This is a genomic window from Enterobacter cloacae complex sp. P16RS2, assembly GCF_014982155.1.
In the GTDB taxonomy this organism is placed as follows: domain Bacteria; phylum Pseudomonadota; class Gammaproteobacteria; order Enterobacterales; family Enterobacteriaceae; genus Enterobacter; species Enterobacter cloacae_M.
This window is the reverse complement of sequence record NZ_JADCKW010000008.1, coordinates 102,275-118,974: the sequence shown is the minus strand read 5'-3', so window position 1 is coordinate 118,974 and position 16,700 is coordinate 102,275. Positions and strand designations below refer to the sequence as shown.

Below are 16,700 nucleotides of genomic sequence, written 5' to 3'. Positions count from 1 at the left end.
CACAGGGGAACGTTACTTTTCCCCATCGCCAATCCGGCTGTCGATCCTCTCCTGCATATAGTCGTAGAACGGGTTCGAGGTGACCCGCATCAGCGCCTCTTTTCCGACGCTCAACACTGACGTTTCGCCCCATAGCGCAATTGTCCCCAGGCTGATGCCGTAGCGGTTTTTCATCCCAGGCTCACGGCCATAGAGATCGTCATCCGGGGGGAACGGCACCGCAATATGCGACAGGGAATAGACATCCTGCGGCCAGGCCTGCGCAAGCGGCACGACCGTCTCCCGGGTGCTGCCTGCCGGAGTGATCTTCGCCACCGTCGAGAAACTGTGCTCGCTGGCATTGGTAATAATCGTGACACCGTAACGCCTCTGCGCAACCGGCAGCAGCGCCGAAGTTGCCGTCCACGACGACGGTTTGAACAGCGGACGGAAGCTGGCTGCCTGATTGATGTCAAACACCACCAGCTCGCTGCCGTTTGCCGGAAGCTGGTCAAACAGGCCGGTCACCACCGCGCGGGTGCTGACCGTGGAATCCATGACCGACTGGAACGCCAGGATCGGCGGCAAATTCGCCAGCCTGTTCTCCCGCGCCTCGCGGCCGATTTGCTCCTGCAGAGCCTTCGTCAGAAGCCATGACTGGCGGGCAGCGTTCACCGGGAACGAGTTATATTTGTACGGGTTATATTCCGGAGAGATATTCAGCCACGCCGCTTTGGCAAACGCCGGCAGCAGCGCCGGTAACCCGGCGAAACCGGCAAACCGCGCAAAGGCCGTCACGCCAATCATAGGTGAGAGGAGTATCACCTGCTGCGGTTTACGCAGCGAAGGCGCGTCCAGCGCATCGAGGGCATACTTCATCGCCAGCGCCCCGCCGTTGGAGTAGCCCACCAGATGCAGAGGCGCAGCCTCGCCCGCCAGACGCGTGGCCTCCCGCACCGCAAGACGCGTCGCCGCGAGCCACATCTCCCAGTCAACGTCCGTCAGCGCGCCGGGCGCGGTGCCGTGCCCGGGCAGGCGCGGGACCACGGCCACAAAGCCGTGCTGTTGATAGTTCACCGCAAGGCGCCGGACGCTATAAGGCGAGTCCGTCAGACCGTGCAGCAGCACCACCGCGCCGCGCGGCTTTCCGGCAGGCATCAGCACAAAGGAGCGGTTGGCATCGGGCGTAAACTGTCCCGGCCATACCAGGCTCTGGCGGTAATAGCGGTTTAACGGCGTACGTTCCTCGCCCTCTGTTTTCGCCGTCACCGCATTATCAAGATCGGCGAAAATGGCGTTTTCCCGGGCGATATACCCGGCAAAATCGGCGTTATCCATCTCGCGCACGGACATCTCATCGGCCCGCCAGGTATGCCAGAGGTGCAGTTCCGGTCCCTGCTGCGAGAGATAGACCCGAACCGCCAGCAGGACGACCAGTACGATCCCAACGACCATCCCTATTTTCTTTGCAAGCGCCATCAGGCGCACGCTGACTCGCCAGGGCAAATTTGCCATGCCGGGATCCCTTTTATATTCACAGTACATCTATCTTATCAAAAATGTGAACGGACTGACGTATTCACCAAATTCATACCTGCCGCGTCAGACAGTGCACCAAAAGTGAACTACGCTGCACAAATGTTGATCATTGGTTAAACAAATATTGCATGAAGTTTACTATACAGCGGGTTTCACCCGTCCTGTGAACTTGGCACGCGTCATGCATTGTTAACCAGGTAACAAAAATTCGGCCTTTGACAGTCTGTTAACAGCGAGGCGGTATGACGACGAAACCTGAGATGTTGAGCCGTATCGAAGCGACGTTCAGCCAGCTCACGCCCAGCGAAAAGCGGGTCGGAAGCTGGCTGCTGGCGCACGCGGCGCAAATCCCGTTTGAAACAGCGGAGAGCATCGGTCAGGCGAGCGGGACCAGCGGAATTACCGTCGGACGCTTCCTGCGCAAGCTGGGGTATCGCAACCTGGAGGATGCCAAAAAGAGCCTGCGCGATCCGTATCAGCCCTGGGGCATGAACGAGCGGCTGGACTCCTGGCAGCAGCAGCGCCCTCTTTCCAGCCGCCTTCAGCACGCCCTGTCGCTGGAAGTGGATGCCATCACGCAGGTGTACCAGCTGGCGCAAACGGACGCCTTCCGTCAGGTGGTGCACAACCTCGCCCGCGCCGATGCGGTGTTTGTGCTGGGGATCCAGTCCACGCGCGGGATTGCCAACGCCTTCTTTAGCCACCTTGAGTACCTCCGCCCGCGCGTGAGCTATTCGGAGGGCGCTTCCGGCAGCTGGGTGGAATCCCTCAACTCGGGGTTTTCGCACCCGTACGTCGTGCTGACCGATACGCGCACCTACTCCTCGATGGCCCGCCAGTACTGCCGCGTCGCCAGCGAGAAAGGCATTCCGCTGGCCTTAATCACCGACATCTGGTGCCCGTGGGCGAGGGATTACCCGATTGATTTACTGCAGGTGAAAACCGATACCGGTCACTTCTGGGATTCGCTTGCCCCTGTGAGCTGTCTGTTCAACCTGCTGCTGTCGGGCGTAGTGGAAGCGCTGGGTGATGCTCTCCCGGCGCGTCTGGCGGTAAACCGGCAATTACAACAAGAGTTTGGTCAATTCGAACGCTAAAGGAGCGGAGCTATGCCCGAAGAGAGTGAACTGATTGATGTGGCGAAGACGTTTCCCACGCTGCATATCGATCTGAAGTACGCCACCGCCGACAACATCACCGGCCGTCCGATCTATCAGGAGGCGCTGTGCCTGCTGCATACCGACGCGGCCACCGCGCTGGCAAAAGCCATCAGCATTGCCTCGCTGGCCGGGCTGAAGCTGGTGGTGTACGACGCCTATCGGCCGCAGCAGGCGCAGGCCCAGCTGTGGGATGCCTGCCCGAACCCGGAATACGTGGTCGACGTGGCGATTGGCTCCAATCACAGCCGAGGTACGGCCATCGACGTCACCCTGATGGATGAACATAACGCCGTGCTGGATATGGGTGCCGGTTTTGACGAAATGCACGACCGCTCGCATCCGTATCACCCCTCCGTGCCGCCGCACGCCCAGCGCAACCGTCTTCTGTTGAACGCCATCATGTTCGGCGGTGGTTTTGTCGGTATCAGCAGCGAATGGTGGCACTTCGAACTGCCGAACGCCGCCAGCTACCCGCTGCTTGACGACCGTTTTGCCTGTTTTCCCCTGACGCACACTTCTCTTTAAACCTGGAGCACCGCCATGAAAACATCGCTTGTCTCGACCCTGATCGCCGCCACGCTGGCCCTGAGCGCCCCGCTGGCGCTGGCTGCCGTTCCGAAAGACATGCTGGCGATCGGTAAAGCCGCCGACCCGCAAACGCTCGATCCTGCCATCACCATTGATAACAACGACTGGACCGTCACCTATCCGTCCTACCAGCGTCTGGTCAAGTACAAGCCGGGCTCTACCGAGGTGGAAGGCGATCTGTCGACGGGCTGGAAGGCGTCTGAAGACCAGAAAGAGTGGACCTTTACCCTGGCGGATAACGCGAAATTTTCCGACGGCACGCCGGTTACCGCCGAGGCGGTAAAACTCTCCTTTGAGCGCCTGCTGAAGCTCGGCCAGGGGCCGTCTGAAGCCTTCCCGAAAGATCTGAAAATAGATGCCGTCGATGACCATACGGTGAAGTTCACCCTCAGCCAGCCCTTCGCGCCTTTCCTCTACACGCTGGCAAACGACGGGGCGTCCATCATTAACCCGGCGGTGCTGAAGGCCAATGCGGCGGACGATGCGCGCGGTTTTCTGGCGCAAAACACCGCCGGTTCCGGGCCGTTTATGCTGAAAAGCTGGCAGAAAGGCCAGCAGCTGATTCTGGTCCCTAACCCTCACTGGCAGGGTGAAAAGCCGTACTTTAAGCGCGTATCGGTGAAAATTATCGGTGAGAGCGCCTCGCGCCGACTGCAGCTTTCCCGCGGCGATCTGGACATTGCCGACTCCCTGCCGGTCGATCAGCTCGCAGCCCTGAAGCAGGAAGGCAAAGTCGCCGTCGCGGAATACCCGTCCCTGCGCGTGACTTACCTCTATCTCAACAACAGCAAAGCGCCGCTCAATCAGGTGGATTTACGTCGGGCCATCTCCTGGGCGACGGATTACCAGGGCATGGTGAAAGGCATCCTGAGCGGCAACGGCAAGCAGATGCGCGGCCCGATCCCGGAAGGCATGTGGGGCTTTGACGCCACGGCAATGCAGTACAGCTTTGACGAGGCCAAAGCCAAAGCGGTGCTGGAGAAGGTCAAAGACAAGCCCGCCAGCCTGACCTTCCTCTACTCGGACAACGATCCGAACTGGGAGCCTATCGCCCTCTCCACTCAGGCCAGCCTCGGCAAGATCGGCATTAGCGTCAAGCTGGAAAAACTGGCCAATGCGACCATGCGCGACCGCGTCGGAAAAGGCGATTACGACATTGCCATCGGCAACTGGAGCCCGGACTTTGCCGACCCGTACATGTTCATGAACTACTGGTTCGAATCGGACAAAAAAGGGCTGCCGGGCAACCGTTCGTTCTATGAGAACAAAGAGGTCGATTCGCTCCTGCAGGCTGCGCTGAAAACCACCGACCAGGCGGAACGCACCAAAGATTATCAGCAGGCGCAAAAGGTGGTTATCGACGAGGCGGCCTACGTTTATTTGTTCCAGAAAAACTACCAGCTGGCGATGAACAAAGAGGTCAAAGGCTTCACCTTTAATCCGATGCTCGAGCAGGTGTTCAACATCGCCACCATGAGCAAATAACGGTTCTCGCCGGGGGAAAGCGTATGACGTTCTGGAGCATAGTGCGCCAGCGCTGCTGGGGGTTAATCCTGGTGGTGGCCGGTGTCTGTATTATCACCTTTATTATTTCACACCTGATCCCCGGCGATCCGGCCCGTCTGCTGGCCGGCGACCGCGCCAGCGACGAGATCGTGCAGAACATCCGCCAGCAGCTGGGGCTGGACCAGCCCCTGTATGTTCAGTTTGGCCGCTACGTGGACGCTCTGGCCCACGGCGATTTAGGCACGTCCATCCGTACCGGACGCCCGGTCGCGGAAGACCTGAAGGCCTTTTTCCCCGCCACGCTGGAGCTGGCCTTTTGTTCTTTGCTGCTGGCACTGGTCATCGGCGTGCCGCTGGGGATTTTGTCGGCGGTGTACCGCAACCGCTGGCTGGATCACCTGGTGCGTTTAATGGCGATGACCGGGATCTCCACGCCGGCCTTCTGGCTCGGGCTGGGCGTCATCGTGCTGTTCTACGGGCACCTGCAGATCCTCCCGGGCGGCGGCAGGCTGGACGACTGGCTCGATCCGCCGACGCACGTCACCGGGTTTTATCTGCTGGACGCGCTGCTGGAGGGCAACGGTGAGGTCTTTTTTAACGCGCTTCAGCACCTGATTTTGCCCTCGCTGACGCTGGCGTTTGTTCACCTGGGGATCGTGGCGCGCCAGGTTCGTTCGGCGATGCTGGAGCAGCTCAGCGAGGACTACATCCGCACCGCGCGCGCCAGCGGACTGCCCGGCTGGTACATCGTCCTGCGCTACGCTCTGCCGAATGCGATGATCCCGTCCATTACCGTGCTCGGGCTGGCGCTGGGCGATCTGCTTTACGGCGCCGTGCTGACCGAAACCGTCTTTGCCTGGCCGGGCATGGGCGCCTGGGTGGTGACGTCCATTCAGGCGCTCGATTTCCCTGCCGTGATGGGCTTTGCCGTCGTCGTTTCGCTGGCCTACGTGCTGGTTAATCTGGTGGTCGATCTGCTTTACCTGTGGATTGACCCGCGAATCGGGCGCGGAGGTGCCGAATGATGTTAACGCAGGAAACGCCCGTCCCGGCTAAAACCGCCGGACAACGCATCAACTGGGCAAAGCTGTTCTGGATGCTGCGTCAAAGCCCGCTCACGATCGTTGGCGGCATCATTATGAATGCGATGCTCTTCCTGATGGTGGCTTCGCCGTGGATTGTGCCGCATGACCCGAACGCGCTGGATCTGACTGCACGCCTGCAGGCGCCGTCTGCGCAACACTGGTTTGGTACCGATGAGGTGGGACGCGACCTGTTCAGCCGCGTGCTGACGGGCAGCCAGCAGTCGATTACCGCCGGGCTGGCGGTGGTGGCGATTGCGGGCGGCATTGGCTCACTGCTGGGCTGTTTTTCCGGCGTGCTGGGCGGGCGCGGCGACGCCATCATCATGCGGGTGATGGATATCATGCTCTCCATTCCCTCCCTGGTGCTGACCATGGCGCTGGCCGCCGCGCTCGGGCCGAGCCTGTTCAACGCCATGCTGGCGATTGCGATTGTCCGCATCCCGTTTTACGTCCGCCTGGCGCGCGGGCAAACCCTGGTGGTGCGCCAGTTTACCTACGTTCAGGCCGCCCGCACGTTTGGCGCGTCCCGCTGGCATTTGATCCGCTGGCATATCCTGCGCAACGCCCTTCCGCCGCTGATCGTGCAGGCTTCGCTGGACATTGGCAGCGCCATTCTGATGGCCGCCACGCTGGGGTTTATCGGCCTGGGCGCGCAGCAGCCGACCGCCGAATGGGGCGCGATGGTGGCCGTTGGCCGTAACTACGTCCTGGACCAGTGGTGGTACTGCGCCTTTCCCGGTGCGGCGATTTTGATTACCGCCGTAGGCTTTAACCTGTTTGGCGACGGTATCCGCGATCTGCTGGATCCGAAATCGGGAGGAAAACAGTGATGACCGAACCGGTATTACGTATTGAGGACCTGCACCTGAGCTTCCCGATTTTTCGCGGTGAGGTCCACGCGCTGAACCACGTCTCGCTGGAGATCGGCAGGGGCGAAATCGTCGGCGTGGTGGGCGAGTCGGGTTCGGGTAAATCCGTGACCGCCATGCTCGCCATGCGGCTGTTGCCGGAAGGGAGCTACCGCATTCATCACGGACAGGTGAAGTTACTCGGCGAAAACGTCCTGACGGCGTCCGAGAAGCAGCTTCGCCAGTGGCGCGGTGCAAGAGTGGCGATGATTTTTCAGGAGCCCATGACCGCCCTCAACCCGACGCGGCGGATTGGCAAACAGATGGTGGAAGTGATCCGCCAGCATCAGCCGCTTTCGCGGCGCGAGGCGCAGCAGAAGGCGATTGCCCTGCTGGAAGAGATGCAAATCCCGGACGCGAAGCAGGTCATGGAGCGTTATCCGTTTGAACTCTCCGGCGGCATGCGCCAGCGGGTGATGATCGCCCTTGCCTTCTCCTGCGAGCCGGAGCTGATCATCGCCGACGAGCCGACCACCGCGCTGGATGTCACCGTCCAGCTCCAGGTGCTGCGCCTCCTGAAGCACAAGGCGCGGGCCAGCGGGACCTCGGTGTTGTTTATCAGCCACGATATGGCCGTGGTGTCGCAGCTCTGCGACAGGATGTACGTGATGTATGCCGGGAGCGTGATCGAGAGCGGTGCCACGCAAACGCTGATCCACCGACCCGTGCATCCCTACTCCATCGGCCTTCTGCGGTGCGCGCCGGAAAACGGCCAGCCGCGCGACCTGCTTCCTGCCATCCCCGGCACGGTGCCCAACCTCAGCCAGCTTCCGCAGGGATGCGCCTTCCGCGAGCGCTGCTTTGCCGCCGGGGCGAAATGCAGCGAAACGCCGCGCTTACAACCCAACGGTGCAGAGGGCCAACAGGCTGCCTGCTGGTATCCACAACGGGAGAAACACCATGTCTGATGTACTGCTGGAACTGGATAGCGTGCACGTGAACTTTGCGGCGCGCAAAAACTGGCTGGGCCGCGTAACAGAACAGGTCCATGCCCTCAACGGGCTCGATCTGCAGATCCGCCGGGGGGAAACGCTGGGCATTGTCGGTGAATCCGGCTGCGGGAAAAGCACGCTGGCCCAGCTGCTGATGGGCATGCTTAAGCCCAGCACCGGCGCGTGCCAGCGGGCGCACCACGCAGGCGGCATGCAGATGGTGTTTCAGGATCCGCTCTCGTCGCTCGACCCGCGATTGCCGGTCTGGCGCATCATCACCGAGCCGGTGTGGGTGCAAAAACGCAGCAGCGAGCGCGAGCGCCGTCAGCTGGCGGAGGATCTGGCGCTGCAGGTGGGCATTCGCCCGGAATACCTCGACAGGCTTCCGCACGCCTTCTCCGGCGGGCAGCGCCAGCGCATCGCCATCGCCCGGGCGCTCTCGTCCGATCCCGATATTATCGTGCTTGATGAACCCACCAGCGCGCTGGATATCTCCGTGCAGGCGCAAATCCTCAACCTGCTGGTGAACCTGCAACAGCAGCGTAATCTGACCTACGTGTTAATCTCGCATAACGTCTCGGTGGTCAGACACATGAGCGACCGGGTGGCGGTGATGTACCTCGGGCAGATTGTGGAGCTGGGAAGCGCCGCGCAGGTGCTTGGCGAGCCGCGCCATCCCTATACCCGTCTGCTGCTCGACTCGGTTCCCCGCACCGGTGAACCGCTGGATGAAAATCTGGCGTTACGCAAAACGGAGCTTCCCGGCAACCGTCACCTGCCCGAGGGCTGTTTTTTCCGCGACCGTTGTCCGATAGCAACGCAGGGGTGTGAACGTCCCCAGCCGCTACAGCCCTCACGCGAGGGCCGTAACGTCCGATGCTGGCGCAGTCTGGATTAGATTTGCGCCATTCCGCCGTCCACAAACAGCTCGATGGCGTTAATAAAGCTGGCCGCGTCGGAGGCCAGAAACGCCACCGCTTTACCCACCTCGCCCGGCGCGCCTAAACGCCCCAGAGGTACCTGGGCGGCCAGCGCGTCGTACAGCCCCTGGCGGTGTTCTTCCGGCACCAGATCGCCGAGACCTGGCGTTTTGATCGGGCCCGGGCTCACCACGTTGACGCGGATCCCGCGGCCCTGCAAATCCAGCGCCCACGAGCGGGCAAAGTTGCGCACGGCGGCCTTGCTGGCGCTGTAGACGCTGAAATTGGCCGTCCCTTTAATGGACACCGTCGAGCCGGTCAGAATAATCGACGATCCGGCGGAGAGCAGCGGCAGCGCCTTCTGCACCGTAAACAGCACCCCGCGAACGTTGGTGCCGAAAATCCGGTCAAACTGTTCTTCGGTGATCGCGCCCAGCGGCAGCATATCGCCGCCACCGGCATTGGCGAACAGGATATCAAGACGGCCTTCTTCTTTTGCTATACGGGCATAAACCTCATCCAGATCGGCAAGCTTTGAGACGTCAGCGCGAATGCCCACTGCGTCAGAAGCAATCTCTGCTACCGCGGCGTCCAGTTCGGCCTGACGACGACCGGTGATGTACACCTTCGCGCCCTGCGCCGCCAGCTCCTGCGCCGTGGCAAGACCAATACCGGTGCTGCCGCCGGTGACCAGTGCGATTTTTCCTGAGAGAGTCGTGTTCATGTCATTTACCTTTTGTTGGGTTTGCGGTGCGCGCTTTCGCTCGCGTTGAACAAACTTTAGCCCTTGCGGCATTAGTGAAAAACAGGCAAAAATGAAAATGACTATTCACATACAGAAATAATCAGAGGTCATCATGGACCAGCTCATGGCGATGCGCGCCTTTACGCGGGTCGTGGAGTCCGGCAGCTTTACCCGCGCGGCGGACTCGCTGAATATGCCGATCGCCACGCTGAGCAAGCTGGTCAAATCGCTTGAGTCGCACCTGGAGATACGCCTTCTGCACCGCACCACTCGCCGGGTGGTCGCGACGCCTGAAGGGATGGAATACTATGAAAAAGCGCTCAGGGTGCTGATTGATATCGAAGATATCGACACCTCGTTTCGCGTTTCCCGCGCGACGCCAAAAGGGCATTTGCGGGTTGACGTCGGCGGCTCCACCGCCCGGGACGTGCTCATCCCCCTGCTTCCGGACTTTATGCGGCGCTACCCGGAGATCCGCATCGACCTTGGCGTGGCCGACCGGCCGGTCGATCTCATCAGCGGTAACGTAGACTGCGTGATCCGCGGCGGTCCGCTGGACGACTCGACCCTCATCGCCCGTCATCTCGGTAACGCCGAGATGGTCACCTGCGCGACGCCGGGTTACCTGAAAAATCACGGCGTTCCGGCCTATCCGCAGGAGCTGTGCAACGGGCACAAGCTGATCAGCTACCTTTCGCCCGTCACCGGGCGGGCATTTCCGTTTCGCTTCCGGCAGAACGGCGAGGCGCTGGAAATCAACATCCCGCACTATCTCGGCGTCAATGAAAGTAATGCCCATCTGGCGGCTGCCGCGGCGGGGCTGGGGATCGTTCAAACCTTTGAGTATTCGGCAAAGGCGTATTTGCAGGCGGGGGCGCTGACGGCGATCCTGGGCGACTGGCGCCCTGCCGCGTATCCGTTTCATGTGGTTTACCCGCAGAACCGGCATTTGACGCACAGGCTGAAGGTATTTATCGCCTGGCTGGCGGAGGTGTTCCCCGCTGCGCTGAAGGGATAGCCGGGCGCAAACCCGGCGGGGTGTTAATTAAGCTTATAGTCCAGCGTAATCTCGGCCTTCAGGAGCTGTGATACCGGGCAGCCCGCTTTGGCTTTCTGAATAATGCCGTCGAACTGCTGTGGAGCGATGCCGGGAACGGTCACCTTGCTTTTCAGGGCAACCTTAGTGATGGCAAAGCCGCCGTCGGTTTTATCCAGAGAGACGTCCGCCGTGGTATCAATGGAATCGGCGGTATAGCCCGCTTCCCCGAGCATCAGCGACAGCGCCATCGAGAAGCAGGCCGCATGTGCAGCGCCAATCAGCTCTTCGGGGTTGGTCCCCTTTTCACCCTCAAAGCGGGTATTGAAACCATAAGGCTGCTGATTGAGAACGCCGCTCTCAGTGGAAACCGTTCCTTTTCCGCGCTTAATGTCGCCAGACCAGTGTGCCGAACCGTGCTTATGAATAGTCATTCTTGCTCTCCTTTTGGCTTACAAAGGGTTAAGTATAGACTACGCATCTGGCCCACCCTGGAACACAGACAATTCCAGGACTTTCACCTGCTGTACCGACAAAAAGGATAATGATATGGCGCTAAAAATCAGGATGGCCGTTGCCGTCACCACGCTGGCTCTGTCGCTCTCTTCACTGGCGAAAACGCCGGAGAACTTTATCTATACCAGCTCAGGCGATCTCGACGCGGCGTTTCCGCTTGTTGCGCGAAGCGATATCGGCGGCGTGCAGATCGTTTACAACTGGCGCCTGCTGGAACCCGAGAAGGACAGCTATGACTTCTCGCGGATTGAACAGGATCTGGCGCGCGTTAAGGCCGCCGGAAAAAAGCTCTTTATTCAAATCCAGGATCGTTTCTTTGAGCCGGACGCCCGCTACGTTCCGGACTATCTGATGCACGACACGAAGTACGGTGGCGGGATTGCGCCGCAGTTCGATAACCCCGGCGAAGGCAAGCCGGTCGGGTCAGGATGGGTGGCGCGTCAGTGGGATCCTGCCGTGCGCCAGCGCTACCAGGCGCTGCTGGCCGCCCTCGCGAAACGCTTTGATGGCAAGGTGTATGGGGTAAACCTGCCCGAAACCGCCATTGATATCGACGAAAAAAATCCGCCCGCCGGATTTACCTGCGACAGCTATTTCGCGGGTGAAATGGAAAACCTGGCCTTTGCGCGAAAGGCTTTTCAGAAATCACATGTCGTACAGTACGTAAACTTCTGGCCGTGCGAATGGGATAATGACCACAACTATATGGGGCGTCTGTTTGCGTACGCCAGCGCTAACAATATCGGCCTGGGTGGGCCGGACATTGTTCCCAACCGCAAGGCACACATGAAGAATGCCTATCCCTTCTTCCATAAAAATAAACAGACGCTGCCGCTCATCGCCATGGCGGTTCAGGAGCCGACCCTGACCTATAAGAATCCTCAGACCGGCAAACCGTTCACCAAAGCGGAATTTGTCCGCTTCGGCGAAAGTTATCTCGGTGCCGATATTATTTTCTGGAGCACGACGTCTCCCTGGCTAAAGGCGAAGTAATCCCTTCTTATGCCAGGTAGCGCGACAGTTCGTCAAGGAACACGCGCAGCGCGGCAGGCTGGTATTCCCGTGACTGATAAATGCCATGGATGGCAAGCGCTTTCGGCTCGAGCGCCTCCAGTACCGGCACCAGCAATCCCTGTTCCAGCGCGGCACGCGCTTCGCGCTCCGGCAGCATGGCGATACCGCAGTGCTTAATCGCCGCGTCCATCAACAGCGAAGAGATACTGGCGCTCAGGTTGCCGCTGACGGCCACGCTCATGCTTTCCCCTTCCGGCGTCAGAAAGTGCCAGGACTGCCCGGCGAAAAAGCTGTAGTGCAGGCAGTTGTGCTGCGCTAATTCTTCGGGGCTGACGGGGATACCGTGCTGTGCCAGATACGCCGGCGAGGCGCAGAGCACCGAGCGACATTCCCCCAGCCGGCGGGCAATCATGCCGGGTTCGGGGTTGTCGGTAATGCGCACGGCGACATCAATGCGCTCTCCCACCAGGCTGACCGGGTGGTTATTCACGTCCAGCTCGATGCGCAGCTGCGGGTAGCGCAAGAGCAGACCGGGCAGGACCGGCGCAATCAGGTGCATGGCGGTAAAATGGGCGCAGGCCACGCGCAGCGTGCCGGACGGCAGATCTTTCTCCGACTGGCCCTCGATTTCCTGCGAAATCTGCGAGAGCGTCCGGGTTTTTTGCAGTACCTTTTCCCCTGCCGCGGTCAGCGTCAGCTTGCGCGTGGAGCGGTTTACCAGCCGCGTTCCCGCCCATTTCTCCATTTGTTCAAGGTAGCGGCTCACCATCGGTCGGGAAATGCCCAACGCGCGGGCCGCCGCGCTCAAACTGCCCAGCTCGCATATCCGGTTGTAGACCTGAGCGGCGATAACGCGATCCATATAAGCTCCATCTGCTCGATTTATGAAACTAAGCATGTCTTGTTTCAGGAATTCTGGCAAATGCGAATATCCGTACAATAGACACATTCCTGAACAACAGAGACAACAGCATGAAATTCACTCACCTTGCCCTGCTTTCCACCCTTTTCACTCCGGCCGCGTTTGCCGCGCCGTTGACGATCGATACCTATAACCCGCAGGAAAAAGGCATTTTCCCGGTCTCCTCCACGCTGGTTTCCGGCCCGAAAGAGGCGGTGCTGTTTGACGCGCAGTTCAGCGTGAAGGATGGCGAAGCGCTGGTAGAAAAAATCCGCCGCAGCGGTAAAACCCTGAATAAGATTGTGATCACCTCCGGCGATCCGGATTTCTATTTTGGCCTGCAGCCGCTGGTCAAAGCCTTCCCGAATGCCAAAGTGGTGGCCACACAGCATGTGGTTGACCATATTAAAGCCACCAAAGACGCCAAGCTCGCCTTCTGGGGGCCGCAGATGAAAGACGGCGCGCCAACGAAGCTGGTTGTCCCGCAGGTGCTTGCCTCCACCACGTTCATGGTTGACGGGGAAAAGGTGGATATCGAGCAGCCAGACAGCTACGCGGCCTATGTGTGGATCCCGTCAGCAAAAACGATCCTTGGCGGCACCGGGGTAGCCTGGGGTATTCACGTCTGGACAGCAGACACCCAGACGCCGGAAAGCCGCAAGCAGTGGCAGGAAACGCTGGAGAATATGACCGCGCACAAACCTGAGCGCGTCATCCCGGGGCACTATCTGGGCACCCCGCCAGCGGGCACTGGCGCAGTTGATTTTACCCGCGACTATCTGCAGCGCTTTGAAAAGGCTTTAACCGCGCATAAAGATTCCGCAGGCGTTATCAATACCCTAAAAAAACAGTATCCAGGCCTGGCTGATGAAAGCTCGCTGGAATTAAGCGCCAAAGTGAACACTGGCGAAATGAAGTGGTAATTTAAAAACGGCTCCTGCTATATTTCCGCGATAGCAGGAGCCCCGACAAAATATCCCCGCCGTTACCCGTAGATATAGCCACATCTTTTAAAAGCGCATAAAAGCATGCACTTATGTCATTTTTATTTCTAAGATGAATCTGAACCACAACCGGGAAAATATTTGCCATTCTGTTTATGAATTAAATTTTTTGCGAGCCGTACCATTAAACAGACAACGACACGGAGGCAGCATGTTTACTTATTACCCGGCTAATACTGCAGCAGCACAACCTGAACTCGTTAACGCGATTGCGCAGGGTCTTCACGCCGAGCACGGTGCTGTGACTGAAGATGACATTTTGATGGAACTGACCAAATGGGTGGAATCCACGGATAATGACATCCTCAGTGACATCTACCAGCAGACTATTAACTACGTCGTCAGCGGGCAAAACGCACCCTTGTAAAAACCTGCTAAGCTGGATCTGCAACCTAAGGGGTTACATTTCGTTTGCGTGAGCAAACTGGTCCTTAAAACTATCAACAGGATTGAGGAGTTAACATGAAATCGAACCGTCAGGCACGCCATATTCTGGGACTGAACTACAAGCTTTCTAATCAGCGTAAAGTGGTGATTGAAGGCGACCATGAAACGCAGGTCACTCACGCCACCGGCAGAAAACGCCACGCCGGCAAGTAAGTTCCAGACTGAGATCCAGGACACCATCGGTAATCCCGATGGTGTTTTTGTTTATGTGTTGCGGTAATTAATATTTAGCTCCTTTATAATACCGCCTGACCGCACCCCATCGCACAGGCCAGAAAGATGACAAACAGCAGTGTCAGGGACGGATCTTCATAAAAAGAGTGAGTGACATGGACAACAAACTGAAAAAACATCGTTCCTTATACATCCCATACGCCGGACCGGTTTTACTCGAATTCCCCCTGCTCAACAAAGGCAGCGCCTTCAGCATGGAAGAGCGCAGCAGCTTTAACCTGCTGGGTTTACTACCCGAAGTGGTTGAAACCATTGAAGAACAGGCGGAGCGCGCGTGGATCCAGTATCAGGGTTTCAAAACCGAAATCGACAAGCACATCTACCTGCGCAACATTCAGGACACCAATGAAACCCTCTTCTATCGCCTGGTGCAGAATCATCTCGAAGAGATGATGCCGGTGATCTACACCCCGACGGTGGGTGCGGCCTGCGAGCGTTTCTCAGAGATCTACCGTCGTTCACGCGGGGTATTCATCTCCTATCAGAACCGTCACAACATGGACGATATTCTGCAGAACGTGCCAAACCACAATATCAAAGTGATTGTGGTGACCGACGGCGAACGTATTCTCGGCCTCGGCGACCAGGGCATTGGCGGGATGGGGATCCCAATCGGTAAACTCTCTCTCTACACCGCCTGCGGCGGCATCAGCCCGGCGTATACCCTGCCGGTGGTGCTGGACGTCGGGACCAACAACCAGCAGTTGCTCAACGATCCGCTCTATATGGGCTGGCGCCATCCGCGCATTACCGACGACGAGTACTACCAGTTTGTCGACGACTTCATCCAGGCCGTGAAGCACCGCTGGCCGGACGTTCTGCTGCAGTTTGAAGACTTCGCGCAGAAAAACGCGATGCCGCTGCTGAACCGCTATCGCGATGAGATCTGCTCCTTTAACGACGACATCCAGGGCACCGCGGCCGTGACCGTGGGTACGCTTATCGCCGCCAGCCGCGCAGCCGGCAGCCAGCTGAGCTACCAGAAAATCGTCTTCCTGGGCGCAGGCTCTGCGGGCTGTGGTATCGCCGAGCAGATCATCGCCCAGACGCAGCGCGAAGGCTTAAGCGAAGAGCTGGCCCGCTCCCGCGTCTTTATGGTTGACCGTTTCGGCCTGCTGACCGACGCTATGCCGAACCTGCTGCCGTTCCAGAACAAGCTGGTGCAGAAGCGCGAGAACCTGAAAAACTGGGATACCGACAACGAAGTCCTTTCCCTGCTGGACGTGGTGCGCAACGTGAAGCCGGATATTCTGATCGGCGTTTCCGGGCAAACCGGCCTCTTCACCGAAGAGATCATTCGCGAGATGCACAAGCACTGCGAACGCCCTATCGTTATGCCGCTTTCCAACCCGACCTCCCGCGTGGAAGCGACGCCGCAGGACATCATCGCCTGGACCGAAGGTAACGCCCTGGTCGCCACCGGCAGCCCGTTCGACCCGGTGGTGTGGAAGGATAAAATCTATCCGATCGCCCAGTGCAACAACTCTTACATCTTCCCGGGCATTGGGCTGGGCGTGATCGCTTCCGGCGCATCCCGCATTACCGATGAGATGCTGATGTCGGCGAGCGAAACCCTTGCGGGCTACTCTCCGCTGGTCAACAACGGTGAAGGGCTGGTGCTGCCGGAGCTGAAAGACATTCACAAGGTGTCGCGCGCGATCGCGTTTGCGGTAGGTAAAATGGCGCAGCAGCAGGGCGTGGCGGTGAAAACCTCTGCCGACGCGCTGCAGCAGGCCATCGACGACAACTTCTGGAAGCCTGAATACCGCAGCTATCGCCGTACCTCGATTTAATCCGCTCCGACCGTTCCCTCTCCCTGTGGGAGAGGGAACCACAGTAATTTCTCTACCCGAAGCGATGGATCTTGCTTCCAGAAAATAGATGACTTACAGCGATACCCTGGTCCGGCTGTAAATCGCTGAGGCGTTTGCCTTCCGGCCGGGGCGAGGCGCAGGGATGCGCCGAGAGGGCGGGCTTTACATGGACGTTGCCTCCGCCCGTCCCCGATAAGCCGGAAGGAATAAGCCGAGGGCACCGCGAAGCGGCGATTTACCGCCGGGAGCCCGGGTCGCCAGGGTGGTGGCGACTGAGCCACCCTGGCACGTTCACAGGTCATGTCGTTACAGAGTAGCAAGGAACATAAAGTGAACGGAATGACCACTACAGCCGTATGTTCCCCTCACCCT

Annotated in this window: 17 protein-coding genes; 13 read left to right on the top strand and 4 right to left on the bottom strand. The window is 59.1% G+C overall.

Annotated elements, in window-relative coordinates:
• Positions 1-12 precede the first annotated feature (12 nt).
• Complete coding sequence (locus INF68_RS04720; RefSeq protein ID WP_126786905.1) at positions 13-1,494, bottom strand: carboxylesterase; 1,482 nt, start codon at positions 1,492-1,494, stop codon at positions 13-15.
• Positions 1,495-1,760: 266 nt separating this feature from the next.
• Between INF68_RS04720 and INF68_RS04715 the strand changes: the two genes are divergently transcribed.
• From INF68_RS04715 to INF68_RS04685, 7 genes are read left to right on the top strand one after another with little or no spacing between them, the layout of a single operon-like run.
• On the top strand, positions 1,761-2,615 hold the full coding sequence (locus INF68_RS04715; RefSeq protein WP_126786906.1) for a MurR/RpiR family transcriptional regulator: 855 nt from the start codon (positions 1,761-1,763) through the stop codon (positions 2,613-2,615).
• Positions 2,616-2,627: 12 nt separating this feature from the next.
• Complete coding sequence (gene ddpX / locus INF68_RS04710; RefSeq protein ID WP_023311885.1) at positions 2,628-3,203, top strand: D-alanyl-D-alanine dipeptidase; 576 nt, start codon at positions 2,628-2,630, stop codon at positions 3,201-3,203.
• A gap of 15 nt (positions 3,204-3,218) precedes the next feature.
• Positions 3,219-4,751 carry an ABC transporter substrate-binding protein gene (locus INF68_RS04705; RefSeq protein ID WP_126786907.1) on the top strand — a complete coding sequence of 511 codons (1,533 nt, stop codon included), beginning with the start codon at positions 3,219-3,221 and terminating at the stop codon, positions 4,749-4,751.
• A gap of 23 nt (positions 4,752-4,774) precedes the next feature.
• On the top strand, positions 4,775-5,797 hold the full coding sequence (locus tag INF68_RS04700; RefSeq protein ID WP_033145620.1) for an ABC transporter permease: 1,023 nt from the start codon (positions 4,775-4,777) through the stop codon (positions 5,795-5,797).
• Positions 5,794-6,687: a D,D-dipeptide ABC transporter permease gene (gene ddpC, locus INF68_RS04695; protein ID WP_126786908.1), complete on the top strand. Its 894-nt coding sequence runs from the start codon at positions 5,794-5,796 to the stop codon at positions 6,685-6,687. The genes INF68_RS04700 and ddpC overlap by 4 nt, the downstream gene beginning before the upstream one ends.
• The gene (locus INF68_RS04690) at positions 6,687-7,673 is read left to right on the top strand and encodes an ABC transporter ATP-binding protein (RefSeq protein WP_126303355.1); all 987 of its coding nucleotides are present in this window, start codon (positions 6,687-6,689) and stop codon (positions 7,671-7,673) included. Before ddpC ends, INF68_RS04690 begins: the two co-directional genes overlap by 1 nt.
• Positions 7,666-8,595: an ABC transporter ATP-binding protein gene (locus tag INF68_RS04685; protein ID WP_126786909.1), complete on the top strand. Its 930-nt coding sequence runs from the start codon at positions 7,666-7,668 to the stop codon at positions 8,593-8,595. Before INF68_RS04690 ends, INF68_RS04685 begins: the two co-directional genes overlap by 8 nt.
• Here INF68_RS04685 and INF68_RS04680 read toward each other — a convergent pair.
• A complete protein-coding gene (locus INF68_RS04680) occupies positions 8,592-9,341 on the bottom strand; it encodes an SDR family NAD(P)-dependent oxidoreductase (RefSeq protein ID WP_109844114.1) in 750 nt (249 codons plus the stop codon). The genes INF68_RS04685 and INF68_RS04680 overlap by 4 nt on opposite strands.
• A gap of 133 nt (positions 9,342-9,474) precedes the next feature.
• Here INF68_RS04680 and INF68_RS04675 point away from each other — a divergent pair, with 133 nt between their 5' ends.
• A complete protein-coding gene (locus tag INF68_RS04675) occupies positions 9,475-10,380 on the top strand; it encodes a LysR family transcriptional regulator (protein ID WP_126786910.1) in 906 nt (301 codons plus the stop codon).
• 23 nt (positions 10,381-10,403) lie between these two features.
• On the opposite strand, the gene INF68_RS04670 is transcribed toward INF68_RS04675, so the two are convergent.
• Complete coding sequence (locus INF68_RS04670) at positions 10,404-10,832, bottom strand: OsmC family protein (protein ID WP_023311893.1); 429 nt, start codon at positions 10,830-10,832, stop codon at positions 10,404-10,406.
• 115 nt (positions 10,833-10,947) lie between these two features.
• Between INF68_RS04670 and INF68_RS04665 the strand changes: the two genes are divergently transcribed.
• Positions 10,948-11,907 (top strand): hypothetical protein, encoded by a 960-nt coding sequence (locus INF68_RS04665; RefSeq protein WP_126786911.1) that lies wholly within the window; start codon positions 10,948-10,950, stop codon positions 11,905-11,907.
• Between the two features lie 7 nt (positions 11,908-11,914).
• Here the strand turns inward: INF68_RS04665 and INF68_RS04660 are convergent, their stop codons facing one another.
• The gene (locus INF68_RS04660) at positions 11,915-12,790 is read right to left on the bottom strand and encodes a LysR family transcriptional regulator (protein WP_126786912.1); all 876 of its coding nucleotides are present in this window, start codon (positions 12,788-12,790) and stop codon (positions 11,915-11,917) included.
• 110 nt (positions 12,791-12,900) lie between these two features.
• On the opposite strand from INF68_RS04660, the gene INF68_RS04655 reads away from it, so the two are divergent.
• The 4 genes from INF68_RS04655 to INF68_RS04640 all read left to right on the top strand — a co-directional run bounded on the left by INF68_RS04655 (position 12,901) and on the right by INF68_RS04640 (position 16,307).
• Positions 12,901-13,752 carry a Vmh family MBL fold metallo-hydrolase gene (locus tag INF68_RS04655; protein ID WP_126786913.1) on the top strand — a complete coding sequence of 284 codons (852 nt, stop codon included), beginning with the start codon at positions 12,901-12,903 and terminating at the stop codon, positions 13,750-13,752.
• Positions 13,753-13,984: 232 nt separating this feature from the next.
• Positions 13,985-14,200, top strand: coding sequence for a biofilm-dependent modulation protein (bdm, locus tag INF68_RS04650; protein ID WP_013096534.1), 216 nt, complete (start codon positions 13,985-13,987; stop codon positions 14,198-14,200).
• 95 nt (positions 14,201-14,295) lie between these two features.
• The gene (gene sra / locus INF68_RS04645) at positions 14,296-14,433 is read left to right on the top strand and encodes a stationary-phase-induced ribosome-associated protein (RefSeq protein WP_008501714.1); all 138 of its coding nucleotides are present in this window, start codon (positions 14,296-14,298) and stop codon (positions 14,431-14,433) included.
• 176 nt (positions 14,434-14,609) lie between these two features.
• Entirely contained in the window at positions 14,610-16,307 is a 1,698-nt protein-coding gene (locus tag INF68_RS04640; RefSeq protein ID WP_109844108.1) for an NAD-dependent malic enzyme, read from the top strand.
• Positions 16,308-16,700: the final 393 nt, after the last annotated feature.